The sequence below is a fragment of the Microbacterium sp. 22195 genome (assembly GCF_052056515.1).
Lineage (GTDB): Bacteria > Actinomycetota > Actinomycetes > Actinomycetales > Microbacteriaceae > Microbacterium.
In genome coordinates this window covers 183,382-196,750 of sequence record NZ_JBQEPE010000003.1, presented here as the reverse complement: position 1 = coordinate 196,750, position 13,369 = coordinate 183,382, and the positions used below count along the sequence as shown (strand labels likewise).

The window sequence follows — 13,369 nt, the reverse complement described above, 5'->3', positions numbered from 1 at the left end:
TTCCTGTGGTCACGATCACCGTCTCGAAGAGTTCGCCGTATGTGACCTTCAGCGCTGAGGTCATCCGCGACTCGGCAAACATCGCCGGGAACTACACGCGACTTGCGGGTGCGGTCCGGGCTTCTAAGGGCAAGGACAGCTACTTCAACGGTGCTGGCGCGCAGATCCTGTCGATCGACTGGGTGGGCGAGATGGGGCGTCATTCGGCGTCCCCGTTCTTGCCGATCGGGTCAACAGGGTGGAATGACGGATGGTTCTACACCAACGTCCCTCATAACCCGGACGGCAACATCACCATTGCCATCCGTATGAGGTTGCAGTACGGCGGCATCGATGAGGAATACACGGAGATCTGGACGCTGCCGTCGATCCCGCAGACCCCGTACGATTTGGTGGCGACCCGGGTGTCTGACGCTCAGGTGAACTTGTCGTGGTCGCGTGCGGGTGGCACAACCTCGGTTGTCGTGCAGAGGCAGACAGACGACGGGCCATGGCAGCAAGTTGGCGCTCCTGGTGGGAACGTCACATCATTCTCGGACACGACCACATCGGCGGGGCACAAGTACGTCTACCGTGTGGCGGGCGTCTGGACGGCGGGTCAGTCGGCATGGTCGGGCACGGCGACGGTCTACACGTCGCCTGCCGCTCCCACGGGTGTGTCGGCGACCCGGTCGGGCATGGATATCGTCGTGAAGGCGTCGACGGTCCCGCCGTTCGTGACCGGTTTCGATGTGATGGACGACGCGACGGTCGTCGCGTCAGGTGTGTCGTTGCCGTGGACGCATGTTGCACCGGACCCGGGTGTCCCGCACACGTACAAGCTGCGCGGCGTCGCCCCTGGCGGGGTGCAGGGCACCTGGTCGGCGTCGTCGAACACGGTGCAGCTGATCGCTCCACCTGCGGCGCCCGTGAATCTGGCTCCGAACGGGGCTGTGCGGGCGTCTGATGAGCCTGTGCGCCTGTCCTGGACTCACAACCCGGTGGACTCGTCTGCGCAGTCTGAGTACGAGCTGCAGTGGCGTCCTGTCGGTGGATCGTGGACGACCCTGACGGGCACGACCGCGGCTTTCCGTGACGTGTCCCTCCCGCTCGGGGATGTCGAGTGGCAGGTGCGCACGAAGGGCACCGACCCGGCGTTCTCGCCGTGGTCGGCTGTGGCTGTGGTGACGGTGATCACCCGACCGGGTGTCGCGATCACACAGCCAGACACCGACTGGGATGCATCCACGCTGACCATCACCTGGTCGTGGTTCCAACCCGAAGGGCGCCCGCAGTCCTCGTGGGAGGTCGAGCTGCAGACCGCCGCGGGCACGGTCATCGAGACGCGCTCTGGGTCAGGTGCGACGGGAAGTTACACCTTCACGAAGCGGGTCGATCAGGGAGACTTCAAGGTCAAGGCTCGTGCCGCGACGGGCGATGTCACGTCGCTGTGGGCCGAGCAGGCGTTCACGGTCGTGTTCGATCCGCCCGCACCGCCGATCTTCCTCGGCGAGTGGTCGGAGGAGAATGGCGTCGTCACCCTCACCGTCGCACCTGGTGGCATTGAGGGCCCGATCGAGGTCGACGATCTCACCACGGGCGGGCGTGTGGTGCTGTGGGACGCTGTCCCTGACACCACGGACGTGCAGGTGGTCGCCCCGTTGCCGCCTGCTGCGGTGCGGATGACGGTGGAGCGTCTCAGTGGAACGCAGTGGGTGCCGCTGATGGATGGCCCTGCGGGTGCGACGTTCATCGACTCTCGGTCCCCGTCGTACGCGGACATCGTGTACCGGGCTACCGGGTTCACAGCGGAAGGTGCGGCGACGGTCACGGAGATCATCGTGCCCGCCCGCTCGGAGGCATTGTGGCTGTCGGGCGGGCCGGGGTTCATGACCACGTGCCGGCTGCCAATGAACCCGGACGTGCAGGCTTCGGCCGGTCGAGCCCGGGTGCTGAAGGAGTATGCGGGCAGGACCCGCCCTGTCGCGTACACGGGAGCGGCGACGTCGAAGGTGTGGCAGGTTGCGGCGATGGTCACGGACCGGGCCTTCACGGAACCGACTGCGACGCCGGATGAACTGCTCGAGCTCGCCCAGTCGGAGGAAGCGTTGTTCCAGTTCCGTGACCCTGATGGGCGTGTGCTTGTCGGGTCGATCGGTGACATTGCGTTGCGTCGGCAGTCCACCGCGGATGGTGGGGACGAACTTCGGCCCTGGCACGGGTACTGGGGGTGCTCGTTCACGATCACGGAAGCGGACGGTGAGTGATGCTGAGTTGGTCATTCACACTGCTGGATTCGCAGGATCGGCCCCTCGGTGACCTTGATGGGGTTACCGGGGGGTCGGCGGAAATTGTCGCGCAGTCGACGCTTGGCGGGTCGGGGCGGCTGACCCTCGATGACATGGGGGCGGGCATCGATTGGATGTCGAACCGGGTGCAGGCGACGTTCCATGATGGGGCGTCGTCTTGGCCTGTCGGGACATACCTGCTGTCTTCCCCTGTGGAGAAGAACACGGCGTACGGGCGTGGGTTTGAGGTTGGGCTGTTGACGAAGATGAACATCCCGGCTGAGGACACCACGGATGCAAGGTTCTCGATGGCTGTTGGTGACGCTGTGATCCCTGCTGTTGTGGGGTTGCTGCAGTCGACGGGGGAGACGCGTATCTCGGTCACCCCGTCAAGCAAGGTGCGGACGGCGGAGTACACGGCACCGGCAGGGACCAGCAAGTTGAAGATCATCAACGAGCTGTTGCAGTCGGTTGGGTACTGGTCGTTGTGGTGTGACGGGTCGGGTCAGTTCCGTGTTGAACCGTACGTTGACCCTGCCCTGCGGCCGGTCGCGTTCGAGTTCCGTCACGGTGAGGACTCGTTGCATTTCCCCGCTTGGGATCGTGAGCAGAACCTTTCGAACGTCCCGAACCGGGTGACGATGGTCACTCGCGGGGATGAGGACGCGGAGGGTTTGATCGCGACCGCGAAGAACGAAGACCCGTTGTCGCCGTTCTCGTTTCAGGCGCGCGGGAACCGGTGGATTGGTCCGGAAGCGGAGACGGTGGAGGCGGAGTCGCAGGCTGTGCTGGATCAGCTCGCGGCCCGGAAGCTTGCCGATCTGATGTCACCGGTTGCACGGTTGAAGGTTACGCACGCGATGTTGAACCTGAACCCGAACGCACTTGTTGGGTTTACTCCTGCTGATGGGCGGCGGCGTCTCGCAACTGTTCAGAGCATGTCGATGAACTTCGACCCGTTTACGGACATCAGTGCTGAGTGGCGGGAGGTCGCATGAAGGATCTTCTGAAACCGATTAGGGATCAGATCGCGAAGTTGTGGGCTGCGGTTGACCGTAAGCCGACGTTCCGTTGGGGGACCGTCTCGCAGGAAACCCCGCTGCTTGTGCAACTCGATGGGGACATTGACCCCGCAGGCGACCCGGTGGATGTGGCACCGCAGTCGGTTGTCTCTTCGATCCCGGTTGGCGCGCGGGTGGCGTGCATCGAACAGGACCGTCGCGTGATCGTCATCGCGGTCGCGTCCTGACCCTAGAACTCGAGCCCCGCCGTCGTGCGGGGCTTTCGCATACCCAGATGAAAGGAGGGCGTCATGAGCACGCCCGAAACCGATCAGGACTACGACCTCACCGACGTCGAGATCGTCGAGGAGACCGAAGGGAACGGTGGTGACGATGAGTAGGCTCCCCGCGCCCGGACCCGACCCGTACACCTACAAGGGGCATACCGGCATCGACTTCCTGCGCGGACCCTCGCACCTCGGGAAGCCGTTCTACGCGTCCGGCCCCGGCACGGTCCTGCGCCTGTCGAAGAACCTCGCCGGCGGCTGCTGGGTAGTCGTCAAGTACGACAACGGCTTCACCGTCGGCTACGCGCACATGCGCTCCCACACGGGATGCCCGCGCCCCGGCACGCGCGTCTCCGAGGGCACCCGCCTCGGCTACGTGGGCGACCTTGGCGCGCGGGTCACCGGCCCGCACATCCACGTCGAGATCATCGGGCGAGCCACGTCCGCGGCGGTGTGGGAGTGCTTCGACCGTAGTCGGCAGATCGGGCAGCCGGCACCGGCTGGCACGGTTAGGCACATCACAGTGAATCGATCTATCAAGGACGTGCAGCGCGTTGTCGGCGCCACGGTGGATGGCATCTGGGGTCCGAAGACTCTGGCCGCGGTCAAGGCGTTCCAGAAGGCGCACGGCCTCACTGCTGACGGCATCTGGGGCCCACGGTCGGATGCCGCAGCTTTCCCGCCCGCGAAGCCCGCCCCGGCCGGCTCGGCGCTGATCCGTGCCGTGCAGCAGAAGCTGAAGAGCAACTACCCGCTGTACGCGGGGAACCTCTTGGTCGACGGTATCCAGGGGCCGAAGACCACCGCCGCGATCAAGGAGTTCCAGCGGCGCTCCGGGCTCACCGCTGACGGCATCGTCGGTCCGCGCACCCGGAAGGCGCTCGGGGTCTGATGCGTGGCTCGAACATCCAGCACGGGCAGGCACGCCGACACCCGATCCCCCTGCGGGAGTGGATCGGGCTCGGCGTGCTCCTGGCCATCGGCGCCACGGCGCTCATGCTCATGTGCACCCCGTCTTGGGGGTGGGTGTGAGCGAGGACATCATCATCGCGATCATCGGCGCGGTCGGCCTGCTGGTCGGTGTGATCGTCGGGCACAGGGTCGCTGACCGCCGGTCGCGGCGTGACGCGCAGGTCGCTGCAGCAACCGTGGAGTCGACATCGCAGAACCAGCTGATCGATCAGCTGCAGGAAGAGCTCGCCCGCTACCGCGAACGCACCGATGCGCGACTGGACACCCTCGAAGCCGAGAATCGCGGCTACCGGGCGTTCATCGGCATCCAGCGCGACCACATGGCCGCGCACAACATTCCCCTCCCTCCGTGGCCGGAAGGCCTCCCACGCTGAAAGGTGGCATCATGAGCACTCCCACATCGAACGACCTCGGCAAGGTCATCACGTCCGCGAAGGCCCGTCAGGCGATCTACGCCGGGTACGTGGTCGGCATCTTCGTCCTCGGCGCGATCCAGGTTGGTTTCGCCGCAGCGAACATGGGCACCCCGACCGCGCTGGCTGTCGCACTGGCGGTAGCCGCTTATGCGGGTGCACCCGTCGCGGGCCTGGCCGCGGTGAACTCGGGCGCGCCGCAGACCCGCGTGGAGCTCGTACCGGGCCCGTCTCGCGATCAGATCCTCGCGGACTTGTCGTATCTGGACCCGGATGAGCAGAACACGGAACTGCAGGCCGCGCGAGCTCGCGTCGAGGGCTGAGGGTGGCTGCTGGTGAGGTGCAGCAGGTTCGGGTGACTGCTGATGACACCTCGGCGACACTGCACCTCACCGGGCTGGGCCTGCACGTGTCTGCCCCTACGTCTGAGGCGGCAGACCCGGGCACGGTTGTGCTGACCGTGCCGAACAAGATGATGACCCCTGACGGCTTGGCCGTCCGTATCTCCTTGGAGGCGTGATGGCTGATGTGAAGCTTCCCCGGCTGGACGCGAACGACAAGCTCCCAGAGAAGTACATGCCGCAGTCGGTCGCCGATGTGGCGACTGCTCTCGGAAACGCGAAGACGATCGACGACGCGCTCATGTCGAGCATCATCGCGGACGGCACGTCGGCAACAGCAGCTCAGCTTTCGGCCACGATCGCGGATGGCGTGAGCACGCAGATCCCGATCGCGCTGAATGACGACCCCACGATCCGACAGGCGCTCGTCGATGGTGTCTCCGATGCGGTCGCGGATCTGAACATCGGCCGTGAGGTCGGTGTCGAGACGACCGGGTTCTACACGCCTACCGCGCAGCAGGTCGGGTCGCTCGCATTCGAGGGGTCGAAGCAGGAGGCCGCGCGCTTCTATGACAGTGGCCACGTCGTGTGGGCTGTCGAAGAGCGCGCCGACCTGACCGCGGGGCCGGATGTCGCGGCCGTGTTCGCCTATCGCGACGACGGGGCGATCGTGTCCAAGGTGCTCACGGACGGGCAGGTCGTTCCCGGCGACAGCGCGCAGACGGCGACAACGTTCGGTGTCGCATGGGGCGACTCGACCACCGAGGGAACCGACCTGCCTTCCCCGCTCACGCAGCGGTGGACGGTCCTGCTGGCATCCCTGACCGGGCAGACCGTCACCAATCGGGGTCAGTCTGGTGCCCGCTCCGATGAGATCACCTGGTATCTCGGCGCGGTCACCTCGACCGGGACACCGACCGGAGGCAACATCCCGGCTTCCGGGACGGTCAACATCATCGGTCTCGACATCGACCCGTGGCGGGCCGACTCATACCGCACGGTCCCGGTGATCGCTATCGCGGACAACGGCACGGTCGTGCCCGGCACGCTCGGACGCAACGGCTCCGGGGACCGGGTGTTCACCCGCACCACGCCCGGCAGCGCGATCACCACCGGCCGGGTGCAGTTCCGGTCCGTGGACGTGCCGACCTCACGGGTGCTGTTCCTCGGCATGGGCGTCAACGACGAACCGCTGCTCGGTAGCGGGCGCACCGTCGACGACATCAAGGCGTGGTATCAGGACGTCGCGACCAACGCCACTGGTCACCTGGTCGTGTGGGGGATGCTCGACCGTGGCCCCGCTGAAGGTGCAGGCACCGTCATCGGTGACGCGATCCGTGAGCTCGAGGCGTGGGCGCGGATCACCTTCGGGGACGCCTGGTGTCCGCTGCGGCAGTACCTCGCATCACCGCAGGCGCTGACCGACGCGCTGATCTTCCAGCCCGGATTCGTTCCGACTGGCGCGGACACGACCGCGCAGGCCGCGGGCACCGTACCGCCGTCGTTCCGCGCATCGTCGACATCCGTGCACCTGAACGTCCTCGGGCATCAGCTGCAGGCCCGCTACTTCCACCGGCGCATGATCCTGAGAGGACTCATCTGATGCGCAGCGATGACATCGAGGCACTCGTTCGGCGCCTCGATCGCGTTGAGGCAATCCTGAGGGCGAACGAAATCCACGAGGCGGGATGCTCATACCTGGTTTCAATGCGTCGCTCACGCTCCGGACTCACGACTGTTCCCGATTCGTGCGACTGCTACCTATCCGAGCAGGTCGTCCATGAGATTCACGCGGGTTCCGGCTCGCAGGATGTCCTCGATGTAGGGGAGCTTCCACACGAACCCTAACTGCGCGTCCGGGCGGAGTCGTCCGGAGTAAATGCCGATCATCGCGGAGGTTGAACCTTGCATCATCGCCGCGGTCATTGTCGTGCTCGGATCGCTGATGGGGACGGTGCTGCTTGGTGGCCAGAAGGCATAGACAGGGGCGCCAGATAGGCCCTCACGAACGGCGCCGTCGATCATGAATCGAGGCTTGCCATCAAGGTTGAACCCTGGCTCGGTCGCAACGGTCGCACCCACCCAGATTCCTGCGTGACGGTCGCCGCCATTCGCGCCGAAGGGGAATCCGATGGCGAAGACAGTCTGTCCGGGGGTGACTTTGGGGAGCAGGCGTTGGTCGCCGATGCTGGCCTTCCCGTCGAGCGTGATCGGCAAATCGGCTATGTGTTGGTTCAACGACTCCGGCAACAGCGCGGCCGCAACGTCGACGTACTTCCCATGGATCGGGTGCTGACGCCATGTGGAGACTCGGTCGTCATCAAAGAGCGGAAAGATCGCCTCATACGTCTGGTTCAGCGTTGACGCGGCGAATGTCACACGCATCTGAATCGGGATGCGTGCGTTATCGGTGAGCAGCTCGTTGCGCTCGTTACGCCCCGTGAACACGTGGCGATTCGACACCAAGAACCGGGCATCCTCACGGCCGGCGACGAAACCCGTTGCGACCATGCACACGTCGCCATCGTCATCGAGCAGCTCAATGCGTCGCGACGCGAGCGACTCCCTCTCCACAAGCACCGTCATGACCACACCATCTCACACCGAAAGGACCACACCCATGAGTGCACCGATCCGCATCTTCTGGCTTCCCGGTTCGTCCACGAACCCCGCACTACCCAAGCTGAAGTCGTACGGGTGGACGGACAGCTTCGACCGCCCGAACGCCGCGACCACGCTCGGCTCGACCGACAACGGTGTGGCCTGGGTGCCGTCCGGGACGTGGGGCATCAGTAGCGGTGCCGCGTACTGTGCCGCCGGCTCGGGGTCGCTGTACGCGGTCGCTGAGGCGAACGCCGCTGACGGTGCCATCGAGGCGCAGATCGGTGGCGTCGAGGACTACGGCGGGCTCATGTTCCGGTACGCCGATGACTCCAACCGGCTGTTCGTGAACTGGCAGGGCGGCGGCATCCACCTGTACAAGCGGGTCGCGGGCGTGTCCACGAAGGTCATCACCGTCGCTGGGGGTGCACCCGCGATCGGCGACACCATCCGAGTCGAACTGTCCGGCTCGACGGTCGTCGTGAAGAAGAACGGCGCGACCCTGACCACGCAGACGATCACCGAGAACGCGACCGCCACGAAGCACGGGCTCCTCGCTGGTACGGCGGCCGGCGCTGGCCGATTCCTGAAGGCATCGTTCACCCCTGCCTGAGCTGTCTGACCCGAAAGCAGAACCGCCCCACTCTCCTCCGGGAGGGTGGGGCGGTTTCGTCGTTGTCGCTATGGTCGCGGGTATGGACTTCGCTGATCAGGCTCTGCTGATGCTCATCCTCAACCTCTCGATCATCGCCCTCGCGACGGTGATCGGGCTGCTGCTGCTCTACCTCGTCATCCGACAGGGCGTCTTCCACGGGCTCCGTGCGCACACCAGGTGGATCGATTCCGGCAAGGACTACAAGACGATCAGTCAGCGGTGACGCTGAGCAGCTGGTGTCCGTCCGGCACCTTCGCGCGCACGCCGTCGATGTCCGCAGCTTCGACCGTCGTCGTCTCGCCGTAGCGGGCCAGGCGTCGGGTCGTGATCGAGTTGACTTCCCACCCGTCGGCGGCCGCGGCGTGCAGTGCGGCGACGATCTCGTCGTGGCTCCCGTCGACTTCGAGGATGCGGGTTTCGACGGGGCGGATACGACCAGTGAGCATGGTCCTGAGCCTACCGATCAGTTCCGGGAACCCGGGGCGGCGTACCCCTGGGTGCTGTGCGTTCCAGTGTTCCGCCGCCGCTGGCCAAGTTCGATGTGTGGTTGCAGATCAAGGTCGGTGAACTCGGCGCGGAGAGCGTCAACAAGGGTGTGCGTGTACTGGTCGTCGTAGAAGCCGATGAAGCGGCCGACCTCGGCGGCGAGAATGTCGAGACGGTTGCCAGCTGTGGACCGCAACTCCACCATCACAGGCGCAGGGTTCTGCGTGAACTGGTTGCGGGTCATCACGCAGCCGACCTTGATGCTGAGGAGGGTGTCGGGGTGGATGGTTCGTGCGGGCATGCGCAGGACGATACGCCCGGTCACCGACGCTGATCGATGTCCGGCCCATCGAACCCTGGCGGCACCTCCACCCGCGGGATCAACTCAACATGCCAACACTGAGGGCAGAGGAACGCGTGAGGCTCAGTGCGCATCACAACATCACACACAGGGCAGTGAGGCTGCGCGAAGTCATCCACCCACACAGCGTATGTCGGTGGTCGGCGGGAAAGTAGACACATGACCCCATCCGCCCTCCTCAACTTCGAACGCACCCACCCACACCACAACGGCACCAAAGAAGAAACCATCCGTACCGAGCTCGGGGTAACACCAGCCCGCTACTACGTCCTGTTGGGGCGTGCAGCACGATCCCTGGACGGGATCGCCGCAGACCCCATCACGGCGCGTCGAGTGAGGGAACGGCGACGCGTACGTGCGGTTGTCTGAATGTGCCCGGTCGCACCTTATTGGCGTCGGTAGCACTGGCGGATGCACCAGGCTTATCCTGACCAGGGAGCAAAAAGCCCCCTCCCCAGTAGAAGCCTAGGGAGAGGGCCAGTGGCTCCGACCGGCATCGATCCGGTGACCTTTCGATTTTCAGTCGAACGCTCTACCAACTGAGCTACAGAGCCGAGCGGCACATCATGATCTGCCGCTTCTTAGACGAAGAGCCTCCTCGAAAGAAGGCTCAACGCTAGGAGCGACCCTGACGGGACTTGAACCCGCGACCTCCGCCGTGACAGGGCGGCACGCTAACCAACTGCGCTACAGGGCCATAACTTTTCAATTGTATCGGAAGAGTGACCCCAACGGGATTCGAACCCGTGCTACCGCCGTGAAAGGGCGGCGTCCTAGGCCGCTAAACGATGGGGCCGCAGGTGAACCCTGGGGGTTTCCCTTGCCGACGCTCAAGCATAAGCGAAGCTTCGGTCAAAAACGAAATCGAGGGCGCGTCTTCTTCCATCCCGGGCGTTTCGGGAGGACGATGGGAGTGTCTCCTGTGCCCGCAGGAGTCCGGATCACCGGTCCCGAAGCCGCATCCATCGCACCCGTCTTCTGTTGCGGATGTGACGAATGTTGTTAGTGTGGCACTTGTGAAACCGGCGGAAGGGGCCGAGTGAACGAGCAGGTCAAGGCGGATGCTGCAGCATCCGAGGAATGCGGGTGTGCTCCCACGCCCGCCGAGCGGCGAGCCTTCTGGCCGTCCGCGAAGGTGACCCGCCGTGGCGCCATCACCGTCGGCGCACTGAGCGCCATCACCCTCACCGCTTTCGGCATCACCGCCGGTTCGAACGCGGCACTCGCGGAGCCCGGCTATCCCAGCTGGGATGACGTGCAGCGCGCCAAGGCGAACGAGGCCGCCAAGGGTGCCGAGATCACCCGCATCGAGGGCCTGATCCAGACTCTCACCCAGCAGGCCGCCGCCGCAGAGCAGGCCGCCCGGGTCGCCGGTGACGAGTATTACGCGGCGCAGCAGGCCTACTTCGAGGCGGCTGACCGCGCCGACACGCTGCAGACGCAGGCCGACGAGCAGGCGAAGATCGCCGACGAGAGCTCGCGCAAGGCCGGTCAGGTGGCGACGCAGCTCTACCGCACCGGTGGCGACCAAGCCGCCCTCGAGCTCTTCCTCTCCAAGTCCTCCGACGGCGCCGACGACCTGCTCTCGCGTCTGGGCAGCATGGACAAGCTGCTGGAGTACAACCGCACCGTGGCCGACACGGCCGCCGCTGCCCGTGACTCCGCCCAGCACCTGAGCGACCAGGCCAAGAGCGCGCGCGACGAGCGCGACCGCCTTCAGAAGATCGCCGAAGACAAGATGGTCAAGGCGCAGGCGGCATCCGACGCGGCCCAGGCCGCCCTCGACGAGAAGCAGAACAATCTGCAGACCCTGCAGACCCAGCTCGTCGCCCTCAAGGACACCACCACCGCGACGGTCGCCGGCTACCAGCAGGGCGAGGCCGTCCGCAAGGCCCGCGAGGCCGCGGAGGCCGAGGCACGGCGCAAGGCCGCCGAGGAGGCCGCCAAGAACAACCCCGGTGGCGGGGGTGGTGGAGGCGGTGGCGGCTCCGGGTCCGGAGCCTGGCGTCGACCTTCCGGTGGCCGCATCACCTCCTACTACGGCCGCCGCAACGTCCAGTGCACGACCGGCTACTGCTCGTCCCGCGAGCACGGCGGCATCGACATCGCCAACGGCTGCGGTGCCCCGATCTACGCCGCGCACTCCGGCACCGTCGACTTCGCGGGCTACAACGGCGGATACGGCAACTACACCCGCATCAACCACGGCGGCGGCATCGGCACCGGCTACGGGCACCAGTCGCAGTTCGCCGTCCGTCGCGGCCAGTACGTCAACGCCGGCCAGGTCATCGGCTACGCGGGCAACACGGGCAACTCGTTCGGATGCCACCTGCACTTCGAGGTGTACGTCAACGGCTCGCGGGTCGATCCGTATCCGTTCATGACCGCACGCGGCGCTCTCTGAGCATCCGCTCGCCCCACGCAGACGACGAGACCCCCGGCGCGAACCGGGGGTCTCGTCGTATCAGGCCCGAGGTCAGTGGCCCTCGGAGCCGAAGCGAGCGATCGCCTCGTCGAGGATGCGCTGCGCCTCAGCGGCGTTGCCCCACTCGTCGACCTTGACCCACTTGTTGGGCTCGAGGTCCTTGTAGTGCTCGAAGAAGTGCGCGATCTCCTTCTTGGTGTACTCCGCCAGGTCGTCGACGTCCTGGATGTGCGACCAGCGCGGGTCCTTCGACAGCACGGCCACGAGCTTGTCGTCGCCACCGGCCTCATCGCTCATCTTCAGCACGGCGACGGGCCGGACGTTCACCACGACGCCCGGGTAGATGGCGTGGTCGAGCAGCACCAGCACGTCCAGCGGGTCGCCGTCCTCGCCGAGGGTGTTGTCGAAGTAGCCGTAGTCGGCCGGGTATCCGAACGTCGTGTACAGCACGCGGTCGAGGTGCACGCGACCCGTCTCGTGGTCGACCTCGTACTTCACGCGGCTGCCGCGCGGGATCTCGATGACGGCGTCGTGTGCGCCCATGTGCTTCTCCTTGGTTCGGATGCCGGGATCGAGCGGATGCCGGCGGCGGAAGTTCGCGGGGAGCCCAGCGGCCGCCCCGCACAAGGATACTCGCGAGGCGTGCGGAACTTTCCGGGGGTCAGCCCTTCGGCACCCAGACGCAGACGACGGAGTCGTCGGTCTGCTGGTCGGGGAGGAAGCCCGTCAGATGCCACCCGTCCGGCTCGAGGAACGGGTAATGCTGGATGGGCGTGTAGAGCTTCTCACCCGTCGCCGAGGTCTGCGGCGCGGCATCCGAGGGGCCAACCCTGCCCTTTGCCTGCGCGAAGTCGCCCTCGGTGTACACCTTCACCGGGCAGTAGCCGCCGAAGCCCTGCCCGTCGAGGGTGACCGGCCAGGATCCGGCACCCGTGCCGTCGCCCGCAGCACCGACGTCGCGTGTGCGTTCCATGGTGCCGGACTGCGCGCACGGTCCCGTGGCCTCGAACGAGTTGCGCATCACCTCGTGCACCCGGAACCCGCCCGCGATCGCCTCGACCCCGGTGACCCGGTCGGCGCAGCGCGCGCCGGACGCGATCGGGAACGGGATCTGCTGCGGCTGTTCCGGATCATCCGCCTGCGCCAGCCAGATGAACCAGTTGTTCATGATCCCGTTGCCGGACTCGAACTGCAGCGGCACGGCGGCGTCGATCAGGCCGTCCCCGTTCGCGTCCGCGAACGTCGGCTCGCCGAGCTGGAACAGCGCGGTCTGCTTGTAGTACGGGTCCTCCACCTCTGCCCTGCCGCCGCTGAGCTTCACCGGATACTGCACGCCCAGCGTGTCCCACGTGAAAGTCATCGATCCGAAGTCCACGGCGCGGATGGCATCGGCGGCGGGCGTGGGGGAGGAGCTCGCGTGCGGGCTCGGCTTCGGCGACGCCGGTGGCGGAGTGGGCGTGCACCCCGTGAGGAAGGCCGCGACGAGCAGCGCGATGACGAAGACTGAATCCCCCCGGCTCATGCTGGCAGGCTAACGAAGGTCGCGGATCGAGCGCAGGC

At 66.0% G+C, this 13,369-nt stretch carries 17 protein-coding genes and 3 tRNA genes; 12 read left to right on the top strand and 8 right to left on the bottom strand.

Features of this window, described 5'->3' with window-relative positions; translation table 11 throughout:
- Nucleotides 1-5 precede the first annotated feature (5 nt).
- From ACTJJ4_RS11540 to ACTJJ4_RS11505, 8 genes are all read left to right on the top strand, one after another.
- Nucleotides 6-2,246 (top strand): hypothetical protein, encoded by a 2,241-nt coding sequence (locus tag ACTJJ4_RS11540; RefSeq protein WP_440943442.1) that lies wholly within the window; start codon nt 6-8, stop codon nt 2,244-2,246.
- The gene (locus ACTJJ4_RS11535) at nt 2,246-3,265 is read left to right on the top strand and encodes a hypothetical protein (RefSeq protein ID WP_440943441.1); all 1,020 of its coding nucleotides are present in this window, start codon (nt 2,246-2,248) and stop codon (nt 3,263-3,265) included. Before ACTJJ4_RS11540 ends, ACTJJ4_RS11535 begins: the two co-directional genes overlap by 1 nt.
- Entirely contained in the window at nt 3,262-3,516 is a 255-nt protein-coding gene (locus ACTJJ4_RS11530; protein WP_440943440.1) for a hypothetical protein, read from the top strand. The genes ACTJJ4_RS11535 and ACTJJ4_RS11530 overlap by 4 nt, the downstream gene beginning before the upstream one ends.
- Before the next feature lie 145 nt (nt 3,517-3,661).
- Nucleotides 3,662-4,447 (top strand): peptidoglycan-binding protein, encoded by a 786-nt coding sequence (locus ACTJJ4_RS11525; RefSeq protein WP_440943439.1) that lies wholly within the window; start codon nt 3,662-3,664, stop codon nt 4,445-4,447.
- On the top strand, nt 4,447-4,587 hold the full coding sequence (locus ACTJJ4_RS11520; RefSeq protein ID WP_440943438.1) for a hypothetical protein: 141 nt from the start codon (nt 4,447-4,449) through the stop codon (nt 4,585-4,587). Before ACTJJ4_RS11525 ends, ACTJJ4_RS11520 begins: the two co-directional genes overlap by 1 nt.
- Nucleotides 4,584-4,901: a hypothetical protein gene (locus tag ACTJJ4_RS11515; RefSeq protein WP_440943437.1), complete on the top strand. Its 318-nt coding sequence runs from the start codon at nt 4,584-4,586 to the stop codon at nt 4,899-4,901. Before ACTJJ4_RS11520 ends, ACTJJ4_RS11515 begins: the two co-directional genes overlap by 4 nt.
- Before the next feature lie 11 nt (nt 4,902-4,912).
- On the top strand, nt 4,913-5,263 hold the full coding sequence (locus tag ACTJJ4_RS11510; RefSeq protein ID WP_440943436.1) for a hypothetical protein: 351 nt from the start codon (nt 4,913-4,915) through the stop codon (nt 5,261-5,263).
- Nucleotides 5,264-5,459: 196 nt separating this feature from the next.
- A complete protein-coding gene (locus tag ACTJJ4_RS11505) occupies nt 5,460-6,884 on the top strand; it encodes a hypothetical protein (protein ID WP_440943435.1) in 1,425 nt (474 codons plus the stop codon).
- A 158-nt stretch (nt 6,885-7,042) separates the two neighbouring features.
- Here ACTJJ4_RS11505 and ACTJJ4_RS11500 read toward each other — a convergent pair whose 3' ends face one another.
- Complete coding sequence (locus ACTJJ4_RS11500; RefSeq protein WP_440943434.1) at nt 7,043-7,867, bottom strand: hypothetical protein; 825 nt, start codon at nt 7,865-7,867, stop codon at nt 7,043-7,045.
- 34 nt (nt 7,868-7,901) lie between these two features.
- On the opposite strand from ACTJJ4_RS11500, the gene ACTJJ4_RS11495 reads away from it, so the two are divergent.
- Both ACTJJ4_RS11495 and ACTJJ4_RS11490 read left to right on the top strand, forming a co-directional pair.
- A complete protein-coding gene (locus ACTJJ4_RS11495) occupies nt 7,902-8,495 on the top strand; it encodes a hypothetical protein (RefSeq protein WP_440943433.1) in 594 nt (197 codons plus the stop codon).
- An 82-nt stretch (nt 8,496-8,577) separates the two neighbouring features.
- Nucleotides 8,578-8,760, top strand: coding sequence for a hypothetical protein (locus ACTJJ4_RS11490; RefSeq protein WP_440943432.1), 183 nt, complete (start codon nt 8,578-8,580; stop codon nt 8,758-8,760).
- Here ACTJJ4_RS11490 and ACTJJ4_RS11485 read toward each other — a convergent pair.
- The gene (locus tag ACTJJ4_RS11485) at nt 8,747-8,983 is read right to left on the bottom strand and encodes a hypothetical protein (protein WP_440943431.1); all 237 of its coding nucleotides are present in this window, start codon (nt 8,981-8,983) and stop codon (nt 8,747-8,749) included. The two genes, ACTJJ4_RS11490 and ACTJJ4_RS11485, sit on opposite strands and share 14 nt — an antisense overlap.
- Before the next feature lie 17 nt (nt 8,984-9,000).
- A complete protein-coding gene (locus ACTJJ4_RS11480) occupies nt 9,001-9,324 on the bottom strand; it encodes a hypothetical protein (protein WP_440943430.1) in 324 nt (107 codons plus the stop codon).
- Nucleotides 9,325-9,543: 219 nt separating this feature from the next.
- On the opposite strand from ACTJJ4_RS11480, the gene ACTJJ4_RS11475 reads away from it, so the two are divergent.
- Nucleotides 9,544-9,753, top strand: a complete 210-nt coding sequence (locus ACTJJ4_RS11475; protein WP_440943429.1) for a DUF3263 domain-containing protein — start codon at nt 9,544-9,546, stop codon at nt 9,751-9,753.
- Nucleotides 9,754-9,865: 112 nt separating this feature from the next.
- On the opposite strand, the gene ACTJJ4_RS11470 is transcribed toward ACTJJ4_RS11475, so the two are convergent.
- The 3 genes from ACTJJ4_RS11470 to ACTJJ4_RS11460 all read right to left on the bottom strand — a co-directional run bounded on the left by ACTJJ4_RS11470 (nt 9,866) and on the right by ACTJJ4_RS11460 (nt 10,180).
- Nucleotides 9,866-9,938, bottom strand: a tRNA-Phe gene (locus ACTJJ4_RS11470).
- Nucleotides 9,939-10,007: 69 nt separating this feature from the next.
- Nucleotides 10,008-10,081: transfer RNA gene (locus ACTJJ4_RS11465), tRNA-Asp, on the bottom strand.
- Between the two features lie 26 nt (nt 10,082-10,107).
- A tRNA-Glu gene (locus tag ACTJJ4_RS11460) sits at nt 10,108-10,180 on the bottom strand.
- 243 nt (nt 10,181-10,423) lie between these two features.
- Here ACTJJ4_RS11460 and ACTJJ4_RS11455 point away from each other — a divergent pair.
- A complete protein-coding gene (locus tag ACTJJ4_RS11455; RefSeq protein WP_440943428.1) occupies nt 10,424-11,788 on the top strand; it encodes a M23 family metallopeptidase in 1,365 nt (454 codons plus the stop codon).
- Between the two features lie 72 nt (nt 11,789-11,860).
- Here the strand turns inward: ACTJJ4_RS11455 and ppa are convergent, their stop codons facing one another.
- Both ppa and ACTJJ4_RS11445 read right to left on the bottom strand, forming a co-directional pair.
- Nucleotides 11,861-12,352: an inorganic diphosphatase gene (gene ppa / locus ACTJJ4_RS11450; RefSeq protein ID WP_440943427.1), complete on the bottom strand. Its 492-nt coding sequence runs from the start codon at nt 12,350-12,352 to the stop codon at nt 11,861-11,863.
- Between the two features lie 118 nt (nt 12,353-12,470).
- Complete coding sequence (locus tag ACTJJ4_RS11445) at nt 12,471-13,331, bottom strand: hypothetical protein (RefSeq protein WP_440943426.1); 861 nt, start codon at nt 13,329-13,331, stop codon at nt 12,471-12,473.
- Nucleotides 13,332-13,369: the final 38 nt, after the last annotated feature.

Excerpts from the sequence above, each read along its gene's own strand:
- ACTJJ4_RS11490 (WP_440943432.1), top strand. The coding sequence starts at position 8,578 with ATGGACTTCGCTGATCAGGCTCTGCTGATGCTCATCCTCAACCTCTCG.
- ACTJJ4_RS11505 (WP_440943435.1), top strand. The coding sequence starts at position 5,460 with ATGGCTGATGTGAAGCTTCCCCGGCTGGACGCGAACGACAAGCTCCCA.
- ACTJJ4_RS11445 (WP_440943426.1), bottom strand. The coding sequence starts at position 13,331 with ATGAGCCGGGGGGATTCAGTCTTCGTCATCGCGCTGCTCGTCGCGGCC.
- ACTJJ4_RS11510 (WP_440943436.1), top strand. The coding sequence starts at position 4,913 with ATGAGCACTCCCACATCGAACGACCTCGGCAAGGTCATCACGTCCGCG.
- ACTJJ4_RS11535 (WP_440943441.1), top strand. The coding sequence starts at position 2,246 with ATGCTGAGTTGGTCATTCACACTGCTGGATTCGCAGGATCGGCCCCTC.
- ACTJJ4_RS11525 (WP_440943439.1), top strand. The coding sequence starts at position 3,662 with ATGAGTAGGCTCCCCGCGCCCGGACCCGACCCGTACACCTACAAGGGG.
- ACTJJ4_RS11485 (WP_440943431.1), bottom strand. The coding sequence starts at position 8,983 with ATGCTCACTGGTCGTATCCGCCCCGTCGAAACCCGCATCCTCGAAGTC.
- ACTJJ4_RS11520 (WP_440943438.1), top strand. The coding sequence starts at position 4,447 with ATGCGTGGCTCGAACATCCAGCACGGGCAGGCACGCCGACACCCGATC.
- ACTJJ4_RS11475 (WP_440943429.1), top strand. The coding sequence starts at position 9,544 with ATGACCCCATCCGCCCTCCTCAACTTCGAACGCACCCACCCACACCAC.
- ACTJJ4_RS11530 (WP_440943440.1), top strand. The coding sequence starts at position 3,262 with ATGAAGGATCTTCTGAAACCGATTAGGGATCAGATCGCGAAGTTGTGG.
- ACTJJ4_RS11480 (WP_440943430.1), bottom strand. The coding sequence starts at position 9,324 with ATGCCCGCACGAACCATCCACCCCGACACCCTCCTCAGCATCAAGGTC.
- ACTJJ4_RS11500 (WP_440943434.1), bottom strand. The coding sequence starts at position 7,867 with ATGACGGTGCTTGTGGAGAGGGAGTCGCTCGCGTCGCGACGCATTGAG.
- ppa (WP_440943427.1), bottom strand. The coding sequence starts at position 12,352 with ATGGGCGCACACGACGCCGTCATCGAGATCCCGCGCGGCAGCCGCGTG.
- ACTJJ4_RS11495 (WP_440943433.1), top strand. The coding sequence starts at position 7,902 with ATGAGTGCACCGATCCGCATCTTCTGGCTTCCCGGTTCGTCCACGAAC.